General features: G+C 69.3%; 8 protein-coding genes and 3 rRNA genes. 9 read left to right on the forward strand and 2 right to left on the reverse strand.

The genetic code is table 11. The annotated features are described in order from the left end of the window. Positions 1-599 precede the first annotated feature (599 nt). The 4 genes from FRANEAN1_RS08535 (at position 600) to FRANEAN1_RS08555 (ending at position 9,626) form a co-directional block, all read left to right on the forward strand. A 16S ribosomal RNA gene (locus FRANEAN1_RS08535) occupies positions 600-2,107 on the forward strand. 412 nt (positions 2,108-2,519) lie between these two features. After that, a 23S ribosomal RNA gene (locus FRANEAN1_RS08540) occupies positions 2,520-5,631 on the forward strand. Positions 5,632-5,703: 72 nt separating this feature from the next. After that, positions 5,704-5,820, forward strand: a 5S ribosomal RNA gene (rrf, locus tag FRANEAN1_RS08545). Together the 16S, 23S and 5S rRNA genes form the textbook arrangement of a ribosomal RNA operon. Before the next feature lie 2,462 nt (positions 5,821-8,282). Next, a complete protein-coding gene (locus FRANEAN1_RS08555) occupies positions 8,283-9,626 on the forward strand; it encodes a hypothetical protein (RefSeq protein ID WP_347177038.1) in 1,344 nt (447 codons plus the stop codon). A 127-nt stretch (positions 9,627-9,753) separates the two neighbouring features. Here the strand turns inward: FRANEAN1_RS08555 and FRANEAN1_RS08560 are convergent, their stop codons facing one another. Beyond that, entirely contained in the window at positions 9,754-11,085 is a 1,332-nt protein-coding gene (locus FRANEAN1_RS08560; protein ID WP_020459357.1) for a DUF1015 domain-containing protein, read from the reverse strand. A 335-nt stretch (positions 11,086-11,420) separates the two neighbouring features. Here FRANEAN1_RS08560 and FRANEAN1_RS08565 point away from each other — a divergent pair, with 335 nt between their 5' ends. Together FRANEAN1_RS08565 and FRANEAN1_RS08570 are read left to right on the forward strand one after the other, a co-directional pair. Then, positions 11,421-11,909 (forward strand): tetratricopeptide repeat protein, encoded by a 489-nt coding sequence (locus tag FRANEAN1_RS08565; protein ID WP_020459358.1) that lies wholly within the window; start codon positions 11,421-11,423, stop codon positions 11,907-11,909. Further along, positions 11,906-13,006: an HAD hydrolase-like protein gene (locus tag FRANEAN1_RS08570; protein WP_020459359.1), complete on the forward strand. Its 1,101-nt coding sequence runs from the start codon at positions 11,906-11,908 to the stop codon at positions 13,004-13,006. Before FRANEAN1_RS08565 ends, FRANEAN1_RS08570 begins: the two co-directional genes overlap by 4 nt. 75 nt (positions 13,007-13,081) lie before the next feature. Here FRANEAN1_RS08570 and FRANEAN1_RS08575 read toward each other — a convergent pair whose 3' ends face one another. After that, positions 13,082-13,420: an SCP2 sterol-binding domain-containing protein gene (locus FRANEAN1_RS08575; protein ID WP_020459360.1), complete on the reverse strand. Its 339-nt coding sequence runs from the start codon at positions 13,418-13,420 to the stop codon at positions 13,082-13,084. A gap of 205 nt (positions 13,421-13,625) precedes the next feature. Here FRANEAN1_RS08575 and FRANEAN1_RS08580 point away from each other — a divergent pair, with 205 nt between their 5' ends. From FRANEAN1_RS08580 to FRANEAN1_RS08590, 3 genes are read left to right on the forward strand one after another with little or no spacing between them, the layout of a single operon-like run. After that, on the forward strand, positions 13,626-13,823 hold the full coding sequence (locus FRANEAN1_RS08580; RefSeq protein WP_041255676.1) for a hypothetical protein: 198 nt from the start codon (positions 13,626-13,628) through the stop codon (positions 13,821-13,823). A 17-nt stretch (positions 13,824-13,840) separates the two neighbouring features. Further along, positions 13,841-14,830 (forward strand): TlyA family RNA methyltransferase, encoded by a 990-nt coding sequence (locus FRANEAN1_RS08585; RefSeq protein WP_020459361.1) that lies wholly within the window; start codon positions 13,841-13,843, stop codon positions 14,828-14,830. After that, positions 14,827-15,714, forward strand: a complete 888-nt coding sequence (locus FRANEAN1_RS08590; RefSeq protein WP_020459362.1) for an NAD kinase — start codon at positions 14,827-14,829, stop codon at positions 15,712-15,714. Before FRANEAN1_RS08585 ends, FRANEAN1_RS08590 begins: the two co-directional genes overlap by 4 nt. The last annotated feature ends 85 nt before the right edge of the window (positions 15,715-15,799 follow it).

Raw genomic sequence — 15,799 nt, forward strand, 5'->3', positions numbered from 1 at the left:
CCCGGCGAGGCGTCCACCGCTTCACGGTGGCTGGCACCAAGGTGGTTCGAGCGGTCCTCCCGCGTTGGTGGCGGGGCTGGTCCGTCGCCCATCCGTTCGAGCGCAGAACCTCAAGCCTCGCATATCAGACAGCGGCGTCAAGCTCCAAGTGGAGCCATGTGACATACATCACACTATCCGGGTCCCGATTGATTTGACGCCTCCCGTCATCCACCCGTAATGTTCTCACTGTCAGCGCGACACGGAAGACACCGAACAGGGTGGCTCCACGCGGGACAGGGCCTCGACCGAGAGGGCGAGGCTGAGGGTAGAGCGCAAGATCCTGGCAAGGGTCACGGCGCTTCCAACCTAAACAAGACGAATTTGGGCAAAAGTGCCTGGAGGAACCGCTTCGCGGCGTGAACTCCTGTACGCACCTGCTCCTTGAGAACTCAACAGCGTACCGAATAGTCAGTGCCATATTTTTAACCCCCGTCCATGGCCAGGGCTTAGTGCTTCTGGTTGTGGTGGGAAATTCCTTTGGCAATGACAGACTCATACGAGGATCTGTCTTGCCAGGATCGGTTGGGCTTGGCGGCCCGACCATCTCTTTCAAAGCATTGATGGAGAGTTTGATCCTGGCTCAGGACGAACGCTGGCGGCGTGCTTAACACATGCAAGTCGAGCGAGGAGCTTGCTCCTAGCGGCGAACGGGTGAGTAACACGTGGGCAACCTGCCCCAAGCTCTGGAATAACTCCGGGAAACCGGGGCTAATGCCGGATATGACATCATCGGGCATCTGGTGATGTGGAAAGATTTATCGGCTTGGGATGGGCCCGCGGCCTATCAGCTTGTTGGTGGGGTGATGGCCTACCAAGGCGACGACGGGTAGCCGGCCTGAGAGGGCGATCGGCCACACTGGGACTGAGACACGGCCCAGACTCCTACGGGAGGCAGCAGTGGGGAATATTGCGCAATGGGCGAAAGCCTGACGCAGCGACGCCGCGTGAGGGATGACGGCCTTCGGGTTGTAAACCTCTTTCAGCAGGGACGAAGCGAGAGTGACGGTACCTGCAGAAGAAGCACCGGCCAACTACGTGCCAGCAGCCGCGGTAATACGTAGGGTGCAAGCGTTGTCCGGAATTATTGGGCGTAAAGAGCTCGTAGGCGGCCTGTCGCGTCGGCTGTGAAAACCCGGGGCTCAACCCCGGGCCTGCAGTCGATACGGGCAGGCTAGAGTCCGGTAGGGGAGACTGGAATTCCTGGTGTAGCGGTGAAATGCGCAGATATCAGGAGGAACACCGGTGGCGAAGGCGGGTCTCTGGGCCGGAACTGACGCTAAGGAGCGAAAGCGTGGGGAGCGAACAGGATTAGATACCCTGGTAGTCCACGCCGTAAACGTTGGGCGCTAGGTGTGGGGGACCTTCCACGGCCTCCGTGCCGCAGCTAACGCATTAAGCGCCCCGCCTGGGGAGTACGGCCGCAAGGCTAAAACTCAAAGGAATTGACGGGGGCCCGCACAAGCGGCGGAGCATGTGGCTTAATTCGATGCAACGCGAAGAACCTTACCAGGGCTTGACATGCAGAGAAATCCTGTAGAGATATGGGGTCCTTAGGGGCTCTGCACAGGTGGTGCATGGCTGTCGTCAGCTCGTGTCGTGAGATGTTGGGTTAAGTCCCGCAACGAGCGCAACCCTTGTCCTATGTTGCCAGCGAGTCATGTCGGGGACTCATAGGAGACTGCCGGGGTCAACTCGGAGGAAGGTGGGGATGACGTCAAGTCATCATGCCCCTTACGTCCTGGGCTGCACACATGCTACAATGGCCGGTACAATGGGCTGCGATACCGCGAGGTGGAGCGAATCCCAAAAAGCCGGTCTCAGTTCGGATCGGGGTCTGCAACTCGACCCCGTGAAGTCGGAGTCGCTAGTAATCGCAGATCAGCAATGCTGCGGTGAATACGTTCCCGGGCCTTGTACACACCGCCCGTCACGTCACGAAAGTCGGTAACACCCGAAGCCGGTGGCCCAACCCTTGTGGGGGGAGCCGTCGAAGGTGGGACCGGCGATTGGGACGAAGTCGTAACAAGGTAGCCGTACCGGAAGGTGCGGCTGGATCACCTCCTTTCTAAGGAGCTTTCTGGCTGGGTGCCCCTGTAGTGGGTGGTTGCCTGGTCCAGAGCGATGGTCAGTCGAGTGGCTGGTCTGGATGCTCATGGGTGGAACGCTGGCTTGTTCTGCTGACTGCTGGTTCGGATCTTGGGTTCCTGTGTGGGCTTGGGGTTGGGGCTGGGGTTGGTGGGTCGGTACGCTGTTGGGTCCTGAGGGAGTTAGGTGCCCTCGTGTGTGGCCCTGCTTTTGTTCGACTTGCCTCGATGGCCTTCTGGTTGTCGGGGTTGTTGGGCGGGGTGGGTGTGCGGGCTGGTTGTGGTGGGATACCGCTGTTGCCTTTTGGGTGATGGGTTTGGTCTCACGGGCGCGGCTGGTTTCCGTTCGTAGTTTGAGAACTGCACAGTGGACGCGAGCATCTTTATCTTTGTGGCCAAGTTATTAAGGGCGCACGGTGGATGCCTTGGCACCAGGAGCCGATGAAGGACGTGGGAGGCTGCGATATGCCTCGGGGAGCTGTCAACCGAGCTATGATCCGAGGATTTCCGAATGGGGAAACCCGGCAGGGCTTTAAATCCTGTCACCCGTGCCTGAACACATAGGGCATGTGGAGGGAACGCGGGGAAGTGAAACATCTCATTACCCGCAGGAAGAGAAAACAACCGTGATTCCGCGAGTAGTGGTGAGCGAAAGCGGATGAGGCTAAACCAGTTTCGTGTGATAGCCGGCAGGCGTTGCGTAGCTGGGGTTGTGGGACTGTTCTGATGTTGCTGCCGCTTCGTCGAAGAGTGAGAAAACGTGTTGTTAGCCGAAGGTCATGCGAATGGACCGCCATAGAGGGTAATAGCCCTGTAGGTGAAAACGGCACGTCTCTTGAGCAGTATCCCAAGTAGCACGGAGCCCGTGAAATTCCGTGTGAATCTGGCGGGACCACCCGCTAAGCCTAAATACTCCCTGGTGACCGATAGCGGACTAGTACCGTGAGGGAAAGGTGAAAAGTACCCCGGGAGGGGAGTGAAATAGTACCTGAAACCGTGTGCCTACAATCCGTGGGGGCTGGGCTTTTCGGAGCCTGGTGACCGCGTGCCTTTTGAAGAATGAGCCTGCGAGTTTGCGGTGTGTGGCGAGGTTAACCCGTGTGGGGTAGCCGTAGCGAAAGCGAGTCCGAATAGGGCGTCTGAGTCGCATGTCCAAGACCCGAAGCCGAGTGATCTACCCATGGCCAGGTTGAAGCGCGGGTAAGACCGTGTGGAGGACCGAACCCACCAGGGTTGAAAACCTGGGGGATGAGCTGTGGGTAGGGGTGAAAGGCCAATCAAACTCGGTGATAGCTGGTTCTCCCCGAAATGCATTTAGGTGCAGCGTCACGTGTTTCTTGCCGGAGGTAGAGCACTGGATGGCCTAGGGGGCCTACAAGCTTACTGAAGTCAGCCAAACTCCGAATGCCGGTAAGTGAAGCGTGGCAGTGAGACTGCGGGGGATAAGCTTCGTAGTCGAGAGGGAAACAGCCCAGATCGCCAGCTAAGGCCCCTAAGCGTGCGCTAAGTGGAAAAGGATGTGGAGTCGCATAGACAACCAGGAGGTTGGCTTAGAAGCAGCCACCCTTGAAAGAGTGCGTAATAGCTCACTGGTCAAGTGATTCCGCGCCGACAATGTAGCGGGGCTCAAGCGCACCGCCGAAGCTGCGGCATGCATAGTGAACCCGGCCTTTTCGGAGGTCCAGGTCTGTGCGTGGGTAGGGGAGCGTCGTATGGCGTGTGAAGCGGCGGGGTGACCCAGCCGTGGATGCCATACGAGTGAGAATGCAGGCATGAGTAGCGAATGACGGGTGAGAATCCCGTCCGCCGAATGACCAAGGGTTCCTGGGGCAGGCTTTTCCGCCCAGGGTGAGTCGGGACCTAAGGCGAGGCCGACAGGCGTAGTCGATGGACAACGGGTTGATATTCCCGTACCGGCGCTGACGCGCCCATGCTGAACCTGGTTTGTGCTAACCGTTCTGGTTCTTGTTCTGCCTTCGGGTGGGGCTTGGGCTGGTCGGGACCCCGGCTGGTAGTAGGCAAGCGATGGGGTGACGCAGGAGGGTAGTCCAACCCAGGAGGTGGTTTTCCTGGGGCAAGGGTGTAGGGCGAAGTGCAGGTAAATCCGTGCTTCATGTGCCTGAGACCTGATGCCGAGCCGATTGTGGCGAAGTGGGTGATCCCATGCTGCCGAGAAAAGCCTCTAGCGAGTGTCAGGGCCGCCCGTACCCTAAACCGACACAGGTGGTCAGGTAGAGAATACCGAGGCGTGCGAGTGAACTGTGGTTAAGGAACTCGGCAAAATGCCCCCGTAACTTCGGGAGAAGGGGGGCCACTTCCTGTGTAGGAGTTTACCTCCGAAGCGGGGAGGGGCCGCAGAGACCAGGGGAAAGCGACTGTTTACTAAAAACACAGCTCCGTGCGAAGTCGTAAGACGATGTATACGGAGTGACGCCTGCCCGGTGCTGGAACGTTAAGGGGACGGGTTAGCTCTTTGGGGCGAAGCTCAGAACTTAAGCGCCAGTAAACGGCGGTGGTAACTATAACCATCCTAAGGTAGCGAAATTCCTTGTCGGGTAAGTTCCGACCTGCACGAATGGCGTAACGACTTTCCTACTGTCTCAACCACAGACTCGGCGAAATTGCATTACGAGTAAAGATGCTCGTTACGCGCGGCAGGACGGAAAGACCCCGGGACCTTTACTACAGCTTGATATTGGTGTTCGGTTCGGTTTGTGTAGGATAGGTGGGAGACTGTGAAGCTGGGACGCCAGTTCCGGTGGAGTCATTGTTGAAATACCACTCTGGTCGTACTGGATGTCTAACCTCGGTCCGTGATCCGGATCAGGGACAGTGTCAGGTGGGTAGTTTAACTGGGGCGGTTGCCTCCTAAAGGGTAACGGAGGCGCCCAAAGGTTCCCTCAGCCTGGTTGGCAATCAGGTGTTGAGTGCAAGTGCACAAGGGAGCTTGACTGTGAGACAGACATGTCGAGCAGGTGCGAAAGCAGGGACTAGTGATCCGGCGGTGGCTTGTGGAAGCGCCGTCGCTCAACGGATAAAAGGTACCCCGGGGATAACAGGCTGATCTTGCCCAAGAGTCCATATCGACGGCAAGGTTTGGCACCTCGATGTCGGCTCGTCGCATCCTGGGGCTGGAGTAGGTCCCAAGGGTTGGGCTGTTCGCCCATTAAAGCGGTACGCGAGCTGGGTTTAGAACGTCGTGAGACAGTTCGGTCCCTATCCGCCGCGCGCGCAGGAGACTTGAGAAGGGCTGTCCCTAGTACGAGAGGACCGGGACGGACGAACCTCTGGTGTGCCAGTTGTTCTGCCAAGAGCATGGCTGGTTGGCTACGTTCGGAAGGGATAACCGCTGAAAGCATCTAAGCGGGAAGCTCGCTTCGAGATGAGGTCTCCCACAGGGTAGCCTGGTAAGGCCCCCGACTAGATGATCGGGTTGATAGGCCGGAGGTGGAAGTGCGGCAACGCATGGAGCTGACCGGTACTAATAGGCCGAGGGCTTGACCACAAAGATTCTGCTGTTCTGCGTCCACTGTGCGGTTCTCGGGCTGCGACCGGTTTCGGTTGGGTCTGATAGTGTTTCGGTGGCTTTGGCGAAGGGGAAACGCCCGGTTCCATTCCGAACCCGGTAGCTAAGCCCTTCAGCGCCGATGGTACTGCGTGGGTGACCGCGTGGGAGAGTAGGACGCCGCCGGACTTCTTTTGGTGGGGGCTGTTTCTGGCTGTGGCCGGGAGCAGCCCCCACCTGTATTTCCGGACCTTTTCCCGGCCGACGGCGGAGGCTGCTCTAGGCTTGCTGGCCGGTCGGCAGGGCTCGGGGAGCCGGGAGTCCCTAACAGAGTCCGCTCGGTGCCCTGGGCGCCTGCCCCTTCGAAGCCCGAAACCTCGAACCTCGAACCTCGAGCCGCCAACCCTCGAACTTCGGGCCCGGACCTCGGAGGTCAGGGCCCCGAGGTCCGGGGTCCTGAGGTTTGGAGGGCCTGACCCCCACGGCTCGGGACCCTGAGCGCCAAACCAGTCCTCTGCCGGGCCGGACAGGGCAAAGCGTGGCGCCTGAGTGAGTCCATAGACTCATTCACCCGCCACGGTTGTGCTGGACCGGCCGGCGGCTGGAGTCAGACTTGCGAGACCCCGCGTCAGACCCCGATGGCCGGCGAGGTCCGCGGGCGCCGGCCGGGCGGCGGACGTCGGTTGCGCGCAGAATCAGATCCACCTGGGGAGGCCGCGTTCCGGCGCCCCGGAACGAAGGGAATGCTGTCGGTTATGCCGAACGACGAGTCGCCGAGGTCCCAACCGCCGTCCAGGGCTGGCCGTGCTGCCACCGGCGGTGGCGGCGCGCGGCGCACCGAGGGCCGCCGTGACGCGCCGGGTGCCCGGCGTGGGCCGTCCTCGTCCGGCTCGTCCGGGCGGGATGCCGGTGGCGAGGCCCGGCGCTCCGGTCGGGTCACCAGAGGCGATGCGGGCCGGACGGGGTTCGTCCGGCGTGCTGACGGTGGGCGAGGCCCCGCGCCAGCTGGCGCCTCGGCGGCGGGGACGGGGGCGGGTGGTCGTGGTGCCCCCGCGTGGCAGGGCACCGGGCGTGCCGGCGGTCCGTCCCGGCAGGGAGGTCCCGGCCAGGGCGCCGGACGTCCGAAGGCCGCCTGGCGTCCCGCTGGCACAGGCCAGGGGCGTGGTGGCGCTGGCGGTTCCGGTGGACCCGGCGGCGAGCGGTGGGGTCGTCCCGCCTCGTCGCGTGAGGGTGGTCCGCGCGAAGCGAGCGGCGGGCGGCCTGCTGGAGACCGTTGGTCCGGCGGTGCGGGCCGGCCGGGAGCGCACGGTCGGCCGGAAGGGCAGGGCCGGTCCGAGGGGGGCCGGCCGGCCCGCCGCTGGGAGGGCTCCGGCCGGAGCGCGCCGGCCTCGGATTCGCGGGGCCGGCAGTGGTCGGGGAGCCCGTCCCGCGAGGCGGGAGACCGCCCCAGACAGAGTGACAGGCCGCCCTATGACGCGGCCCGCGGCACCACATCCCGGCACGACGGCCCTCGTCACGACGGGTCCCGCCATGACGGCCCTCGTCACGACGGGCCTCGGCATGACGGGCCCCGCCACGGCGGAGGTCGTGACGAGAGTGGCCGCGGTGATGCTCGGCGGGATGGCGGTGGCTGGGCCGGCGGCGGCTCTCGAGCCGGTTCGTCACCCGACCGCGGTGGGCAGCGCAGCTACGGAGACGGCGGTGGACGACCGTCCGGTGGACGACCGACGTCGGGCCAGACGGCGCGGGGCTCCTCCGGGCGTCCGTACGGTGCCGGGCGGCCGGTCGGCGGTGGGCGTGACGGTTCCGCGGGCCCCGGGAACGGCGGCTCGGGCGAGAACCGGTTCGAGCGGCGCTCACGGGCGCAGGGCTCGGGCCAGTGGCGACCCTCCTCGGGGGACGCGGCGACACGGGGCGCGGCAGGTCCGCGTAGTGGGATTCGACGTGACGGCCCGGGCAGGTCCGACGGGACGGCGGCCGGCCGCGGCCCGGGTGCCGACCGGCGTCCCCCGTCGGCCGGGTCGCGGCCCTGGCAAAGCGGTGCGACCGGCGATGCCCGGACCTCCAACGGCTCCGGGTACGACCGTGGTCACCGGTCTGATCGCGCCTCCGGACCCGATCGTGGTTACCGGCCCGATCGTGGCGCCGGGTCCGACCGTGGTTACCGGTCTGATCGTGGCGCCGGGTCCGATCGCGGTGACAGCCGTCGGAGTGGCCCGCCCAGCGGGGGCTCGTCCGCACGGCCCTACACGCGGCCGACGCACCGTGAGCAGCCCGCGTCCGGCACGGACCGGGTAGATCGGGCGGAGCGCACGGACCGACCGGACGCTCCGGGCACCGGTGCGGATCGGGCCCGTCCCGACCAGACCCGCTCCTATGAGGCCCGTGCGAACCAGGGCCGCCCGGACGAGGGCCGTGCGGAGCAGGGGGGCCCGGACCGGGGCCGCCCGGACGTGGGCCGCTCCGGTCAGGGCCGTGCGGACACGGGACGTCCGTATCAGGAACGGCCGGATCGGGCGGCTCGGCCGGATCGATCCGGTGGGAGCCGGTTCGACGCGAACCGTGCCGGCGCAGGGGGCTCCTATGCGGGTCGCCGTGGTCCGGACGCCCGCTCGGGATCGAGCGGTGGACCTCGGGCCGGCCGTGGTGGGGTGAGTGGCGGGCCCAGCCGTTCGGGCCCCGGTACGCGTCCGGCCGGCGGAGCCGGGGGGCGATCCTCCGCGGGGTCGGCCGGCCGGCCGAACAGGGACGACGTCACGGCGCGCCGCAGGCCGCCCGCACCTGCGCTGCCGGACGAGGCCAAGGCCGAGCTGCTTGATCGCGACATTCGCCGTGACCTGCGCAGCGTGCCCGCGCCGCTGGCCGAGACGATCGCCCGGCACCTCGTCGCGACCGCGCTGCTCGTCGACACCGACCCGGTGCAGGCGCTGGCCCACGCGCGTGCCGCGGCGGCCCGGCTGCCCAGGATGGCCGCGGTGCGGGAGGCCGTGGGAGTCGCGGCCTACCACGCCGGCGAGTTCGCCTCCGCGCTGCTGGAGCTGCGCGCGGCCCGCCGCATCGACGGCTCGTCCCACAACCTCCCGCTGATGGCTGACGCCGAACGTGGCCTCGGTCGGCCCGAACGCGCGATCGACTACCTCTCGGACCCGGGTGTCGCGGCGCTGGACGCCGCCGGCCGGGCCGAGCTCCTGATCGTCGTGTCCGGTGCCCGGCGCGACATGGGTCAGCCGGAGGCGGCCGCGGTGCTGCTGCGCGACGAGGTGACCGCCAGAACGGAGCCGAAGCCGTGGACGCCCCGTCTCTGGTACGCCTACGCCGAGGCGCTGCTGGCGGCCGGTCGCACGATGGAGGCGCTGCGCTGGTTCACGGCCACGGCCGGCATCGACGAGGACACGACCGACGCGGCCGAGCGCGTCTACGAGCTCACCATCGATGACGAGACCGAGATCGACAACGGGGACGGCGGCGCCGAGGACAACGGGCCGGAGAGCAATCGGCTCGAGGACGAGCTGCTCGGTGACGAGCGACTCGAAGACGACGGGCCCGCCGCCGAAACCCACGACGGCGCGACCGTAGACGAACCGGACCCTGACGGCCTGATCGCCTCCGGCACAGGTGCGGCCGTTGACGCCGTGGCAGATGACGCCGCGCTGGCCGACGCCGACGATGCCGGTGACGCGGCCGACGATGCCGGTGACGCGGACGCGGAAGCTGAGGCCGCCGACCATGGCGACACGGGTGGCGCCAGTGACACCGGGGCAGCGGTCGATGTGACCGTCGACGGCGAGCCGGCGGCACCGGTCGAGCAGCCGGCGCCGGCGGAGCCCGCCGCGGCCGTGGAGCCCACCGAGGTCGGCTTCTCCGCGGCCGAGGACACGAGCGCGGTGCCTGCCGCGGAGGTGACCGCCGACACCCCGCCGATTCCAGAGATCATTTTCTCGGACGCCCCGGGCGGTGCGGACCAGGCCGGAGCGCACCGGACATCCGAGGACTGACCCTGGGGCACCGCCGCTCTCTCGGGCGCTCGAACTGCTGAGCGCCCGAGAGAGATCGGGCGTTCGAGCACCCGAGCCTCTCGAAGGCCCGAAAGGACAGGCGCCAAGGACAGGCGCCCGAGCTGAGTCAGTCCAACGGGCGTATCAGCAGGCCGGTGCGTGGCTTCGGGGTGAACAGGGTCGACTTGCGGGGCATCCGCTCCGCGGCCCCGGCGACGGCGGTCACGTCGGCGACCGGGGTCGGGTTGAGTAGCAGCGCGACACCGCCGGTGGCGCGTGCGGCGGCGAGCGCGGCGGGGGCGTCGTGGTAGTAGTCGACGACGCCGACCTTGTCCTCCAGACCCCACACGTTCGTGATCAGCGCCAGATGCGCGACGGTCACGTCGAGGCCGCGGAACGCCGCCGACCGGTCGGCGGGCAGCGCGCGAGCGAGGAGATCGGCGGCGGGCGCCGTCAGCAGATAGGCGTCCGAGTCGTCGCTGATCACGAAGGCGTGGCCGTCGTGGCCCGCCTTGGCAAGCTCGTCGAGCAGCGCCGCGGGGTCGACCGGTGCGCCGGCGCCGGCGGCCTCGGTCAGCCGGCGGACGGTGAAGGCGCCCTCGGCCCGCGCTACGGCGTCGGCGAGGGTGAGTCCCAGCACGGCGCGGTGGATCGCGTGCACCTGCGGGCCGTTGGCAGTCGCGTCCACCAGGAAGGTGAGCCCGAAGTCCCAGGCGCCGGCACCGTCGCCCGCGGCGTGCCGTTCCGCCTGGTAATGGCGGTATGTGGCGTACCGGTGGTGGCCGTCGGCGATGACCGCGCGGCGGGGGAGGAGATCCGCCGCGACGGTCTCCAGCTGGGCGGGGTCGTCGATCGCCCAGATCCGGTGGGTCACCCCGTCGTCGGTGTGGGCGTCCACGATCGGCGGGGTGGTCACCGCGGCGGCGACGACCTGGCTGGCCGGGCCGCCGCCGTCGTAGAGCAGGAAGATCGGTTCCAGGTTCGCGGCGGTCGCCCGAGTCAGCGCGAGCCGGTCGGAGACCGGGCCGGCCATGGTGTTCTCGTGGGGCAGGACGATGCCCGCGTCCGGGTCGGCCAGGGCGAGGGCGCCGACGAGTCCGCGCTGGAGGTGGCCGTCCTGCTCCTGCTCGTAGACGTAGAGCGCGGGGGCCTCGTCCCGGGCGAGGATCCCGGCGTCCAGCCATTCCCGCAGGGTGCGCGCCGCCCGGTCGTACCGGCTGTCCGGCTCGCCGGGGGACTCTGCGGGGGAGAGGTCCCGCGGCAGGATCAGCCGGACGACGTTGTGCTCCGCGGCCGCCTCGAGGGCGGTGCGGCCGTCCTCGTCGATGACGTCGTAGGGCGGGGAGGTCAGCGCGGCGAGATCCGGGCCGGCGGCGGTGAACCGCGCCGCGCGGAACGGCGCGAGGACGAGCCCGGCTGGAACGGGCACGGCGGCGTCAGGGGCAACCATGAGGCGCATCGTAGGTGCTGGGGCTGCCCGGTCGCCCCCGCCTGCCGGCCAGGTCACGCCGCGGAAGACAGGCCGTTATTCCGATGTTGAGGCATGTGGACGCCGCTTGCGGCGAAACTGGATGGGAGGGTGGGACGCCTCCACCCCACCTGGGTCGCCGAGGACGTCGCCCGGTGGGGCCGGCCGGATGACGGCCGGTCGCCGGTGCCGGTCATGGGCGGTGCCGGTCGGGCTTCGGCCGCGACCGGTGGCTGCCCGGCGCGGCCCGGTGCGGCGTCCCGGCGGTGCTGATGCCGCCGCCGCGGTGGCCACGGCCGTGGCGGTCCGGACGACGTGGAGGTGCCATGACGGAGGAATTCGGCGTTCCGAACGGCAACGGCAACGGCGGCGCTGACGGCAATGGCAACGGCGTCGGCGTCGGCGGCGGCGGTGAGCGGCGGCAGGCCGAGTCGGTCCGCTCGCCGGCCGGTGAGGTCTACGACTGGTACACCCGCGGGATGGCGCTGCTCGGGCACGGTGACGCGAACGCGGCGGTGCAGCTCCTCGCGCATGCCGTCGCGGCGGAGCCGGCGTCCCCGAGTGTGCGGGAGGCGCTGGGCCGGGCGCAGTTCGAGGCCGGGCAGTACGACGACGCCCTGCGGACCTTCGCCTGGATCGTCGACCGCCATCCGACCGACGACTACGCCCAGTTCGGCCTCGGGATGGCCGCGCGCCGCACCGGCGACCTGCGCTCCGCCGTCGAGCATCTTGCGCTCGCGGTGGCGATGCGGCCCGATCTGGCGCACTACGGGGTCGCCCTGCGCGGGGCACGGGCCGCTCTGAACCGCGCGTGACGGTCCCCCGAGAGGCGGCGGGCACGGCGTGGTCCGTGCTCGCCGGAACGAGCCGGCCACTGGTGGCGATGTTCGACGTCGCGTTGATGGATCTCGACGGGGTGGTGAACCGCGGCGAGCGGGCTGTGCCGCACGCCGCCGCGGCCATCGAGGCCGCGGGCCGGCAGGGGATGCGCACCGTCTACGTGACGAACAACGCGCTGCGGACCCCGGAGACCGTCGCCGCGCGGCTGACGGGTTTCGGCGTGCCAGCCGAACCGCCGGAGGTCGTCACCTCGGCGCAGGCGGCGGCGCACGTGCTCGCCGAACGGCTACCGGCCGGGGCGGTGGTCCTGGTCGCCGGAGGTGTCGGGCTCCGGGAGGCGGTGCGCGCGGAGGGCCTGGTCCCGACCGGGTCGGCCGCGGACGAGCCGGCCGCCGTGGTCCAGGGCTTCGATCCGGAGATCAACTATGCCCGGCTGGCCGAGGCGGTGCTGGCGATCCGGGCGGGGGCGTGGTGGGTCGCGAGCAACACCGACCTGACGGTGCCGACGGAGCGTGGCCTGGCGCCCGGTAACGGGGCGCTGGTGGCCTTCGTTCGGGCCGCGACGGGCGCGGAGCCCGAGGTGACCGGGAAACCGGAGTTCGCGATGCACGCGGAGTCGGTGCGGCGCAGCGGCGCGCGTGATCCGATCATCGTCGGCGACCGGCTGGACACCGACATCGAGGCGGGTTTCCGTGCCGGCACGCCGACTCTGCTGGTGTTCACCGGTGTCACCGGGCCCGCGGAGCTGCTCGGCGCGCCCGCGCGGCACCGGCCGACCTTCCTCGCCGCCGACCTGCGCGGGCTGCTGCGCCCCCAGCCCGCCGCGCTCGCCCGGGACGGCTCATCCCGGTGCGGCGGGTGGACGTGCGACCTGGACGGCGGCACCCTGCGCTGGCACCAGGCCGACCCCGGGAGCGCCGGGCTGGACGACGGGCCGGACGACGGGCTGGACGCGCTGCGGGCCGCGTGCGCGCTGGTCTGGGCGGCAGCGGACGAGGGCCGTCCGGTCGAGGCCCTGGCCACTGATCGGCCGCCGGGCTGCGAGGACCTGCGCGCGCCGGCCGCGCGCTGACGACGTCCCGGCGACCCGCGGGCCCGGTCGGGACAGGAGCCCATCAGAAGCAGGGCCCAGCCGGAGCCGGCACGGTCAGAGCAGGGAGCGGACCCGCAGGAGGTCGCGGACGCTCGCGTCGACCTTGAGCCGGCCGCTGGCCCACGCCGTCGTCACCGAAAGGGTGCCGTCGGTCACGGCGAGCAGGTCGTCGCTGCTCAGGGTGAGGGTGATCTGGGCCCCCGGCAGCTCGCCCTCGCCGATGTCGCGCAGGCAGCCGTCGCGGAGCTGGCCGGAGAACGTGGTCCGCAGGTCCGGGATCCGGCACACGATCACCCGGTCCGGGGTACGCGGCGGCCGGCGTTCGCGCGTGAGCTCGTCGAGCCGGTCGGCGAGGGCTCGCAGCGCTGCCTCGCACTGCAGTCTGTCCGCCATGCTGGACGGTCACCTCCTGCGCCCGCAGCACCCGTCGTCTGTGCCGTGACGGATCCTCCGGGTACGGCGGATCCGGCCGTCAGCGACACTAGCGTGTGCGTGCCGCCCCCGGCGGGACGCCGGCGGATGTGAGGGCAGCCACGTGCCCGCCAGGTGATGCCGCGGCCGGGCGCGGACGCCCCCCGGAATGCGAGAGGCTGGTTCGGTGAACACCGACGAACTGTCCGCCGAGCTGAGCGCGGCGCTCGCGCGGCTCGCCACGCTCCCCGGTCGGCCGGCCGCCGAGCACCTGGAGGCGTTCGAGGACGTGCACCGGCTGCTGGAGGAATCGTTGGAGGATCTCGCGGGCGGCTCGCCGCGCGGACCGGGCCCCGGCCCGGGCGGCGCCCGGGCCCCTCGGTGAGACGGGCGGGATCACTGGTGGCCCGCAGGATCCGTCTGGACGCGGAGCTCGTCCGGCGCCGGCTCGTCCCCTCCCGGGAACGGGCCGTCGAGGCGATCGCCGCGGGCCGCGTGCGGGTCGGCGGCGTCACCGCGACGAAGCCGGCGACGGTCGTCGACGGTGCGACGTCGATCGTGCTCGCCGTGGACGACGACCCCGGCTATGCCTCCCGGGGAGCGCACAAGCTGGTCGGCGCGTTCGAGGCGTTCGGCGTCCCAGCGCCCGGGACGCCCGACCTGTCCGGCGGGCCCGGCCAGCCTGATGTGCCGGATCGGCCTGGTTCGCCCGCGGCGGTGGCGGGGCCGCCGGCGCTCGTGGTCGCCGGGCGGAGGTGCCTCGACGCCGGTGCGTCGACCGGCGGGTTCACCGACGTGCTCCTCCGGTACGGCGCGGCGCGGGTGGTGGCCGTCGACGTCGGATACGGGCAGCTCGTCTGGCGGCTGCGCTCGGATCCGCGGGTGCGCGTGCTGGACCGGACGAACGTCCGCAACCTCACGCCCGAGCAGGTCGGGGAGCCGGTGGAGCTGGTCGTGGGCGACCTCTCGTTCATCTCGTTGGTCCTGGTGCTGCCCGCGCTGCGCGCGTGCGCCGCGCCGGACGCCGACTTCGTCCTGCTGGTCAAGCCGCAGTTCGAGGTGGGCCGGGAGTTACTCGGCTCCGGTGGTGTGGTCCGTGATGTGGCCCTGCACGCTCGGGCGGTGCGCACCGTCGTGACCGCCGCCGAGGGGCTCGGGCTGGGGGTGCGCGGCGTGGCGGCCAGCCCGCTGCCGGGGCCCGCCGGCAACGTCGAGTACCTCGCCTGGCTGCGCGCGGACGTCCGCCCGACTCCAGACGAGGTCGAGGCGATGATCACCACGGCGATCGAGGCGGGGCCCGCGGGCACGGCGGCCCCCGCCCCAGCGCCGCCGCCGTCGTCCCAGGACGCCGGCCAGGACGCCCCAGCCGACGGCGAAAGGACCGGCCGATGACCCGCGAGGTGCTCGTCGTCAGCCACCCGCGCCGTTCCGTTGTACGGGAGAGCGCGCAGCGCGTGCTGGAGATGCTCGTGGCCGCCGGTGTCTCCCCGCGGGTCCTGCAGGACGAGGCCGAGCTGCTCGACCTGTCGGCGCCGAACGTGGTCACGGGGGACACCGACGCCGCGGTCGGCGCCGAGCTGGTGCTCGTGCTCGGTGGTGACGGCAGCCTGCTGCGCGGCGCCGAGTTCGCCCGCTCGGCGGACATCCCGCTGCTCGGGGTCAACCTCGGGCACGTGGGCTTCCTGGCCGAGGCGGAGCCCGACGCGCTGGAGGCCACCGTCGAGCACGTCGTCCGCAAGGAGTACTCGGTCGAGGAGCGGATGACCGTCGACGTGACGGTGCGCCACCGTGGCGAGCTCATCTACACCGGCTGGGCGCTCAACGAGATGTCGCTGGAGAAGGCCGGGCGGGCCCGGATGCTCGAGTGTGTCCTGGAGATCGACGGGCGGCCGCTGTCGCGCTGGGGCTGTGACGGCGTGATCTGCTCGACGCCGACCGGGTCGACCGCGTACGCGTTCTCGGCGGGCGGCCCGGTGATGTGGCCGGGGGTGGAGTCGCTGCTGGTGGTGCCGATCAGCGCGCACGCGCTGTTCGCCCGGCCGCTGGTGCTCACCCCGACGTCGACCGTGGCCATCGAGGTGCTGCCGGACGTCCCGGCGGTGCTCTACTGCGACGGGCGGCGACTGGTCGACGTCCCCGAGCTGTCGCGGGTGGAGGTGGTGCGGGGCCGGCGCCCGGTGCGGCTGGCGGTAATCAGGCCACGTCCGTTCACCGATCGGCTGGTGGCCAAGTTCGACCTGCCGGTGGTGGGGTGGCGCGGCCGCTCGGGGCGCTGAGCCGGCCGGGGCTGCCGGAGTTTCGGCCCGCTGAGCTGGGAGGACGCGGCGGGCGGAGAAGTGGCGGGGCGAGCGGGGCCGGCGT

The sequence above is a fragment of the Parafrankia sp. EAN1pec genome, from assembly GCF_000018005.1.
GTDB lineage: Bacteria > Actinomycetota > Actinomycetes > Frankiales > Frankiaceae > Parafrankia > Parafrankia soli.

Bases quoted from the DNA above. Each gene is read 5' to 3' on its own strand.
- FRANEAN1_RS08560 (WP_020459357.1), bottom strand. From the start codon at position 11,085: ATGCGCCTCATGGTTGCCCCTGACGCCGCCGTGCCCGTTCCAGCCGGG.
- FRANEAN1_RS08565 (WP_020459358.1), top strand. From the start codon at position 11,421: ATGACGGAGGAATTCGGCGTTCCGAACGGCAACGGCAACGGCGGCGCT.
- FRANEAN1_RS08575 (WP_020459360.1), bottom strand. From the start codon at position 13,420: ATGGCGGACAGACTGCAGTGCGAGGCAGCGCTGCGAGCCCTCGCCGAC.
- FRANEAN1_RS08590 (WP_020459362.1), top strand. From the start codon at position 14,827: ATGACCCGCGAGGTGCTCGTCGTCAGCCACCCGCGCCGTTCCGTTGTA.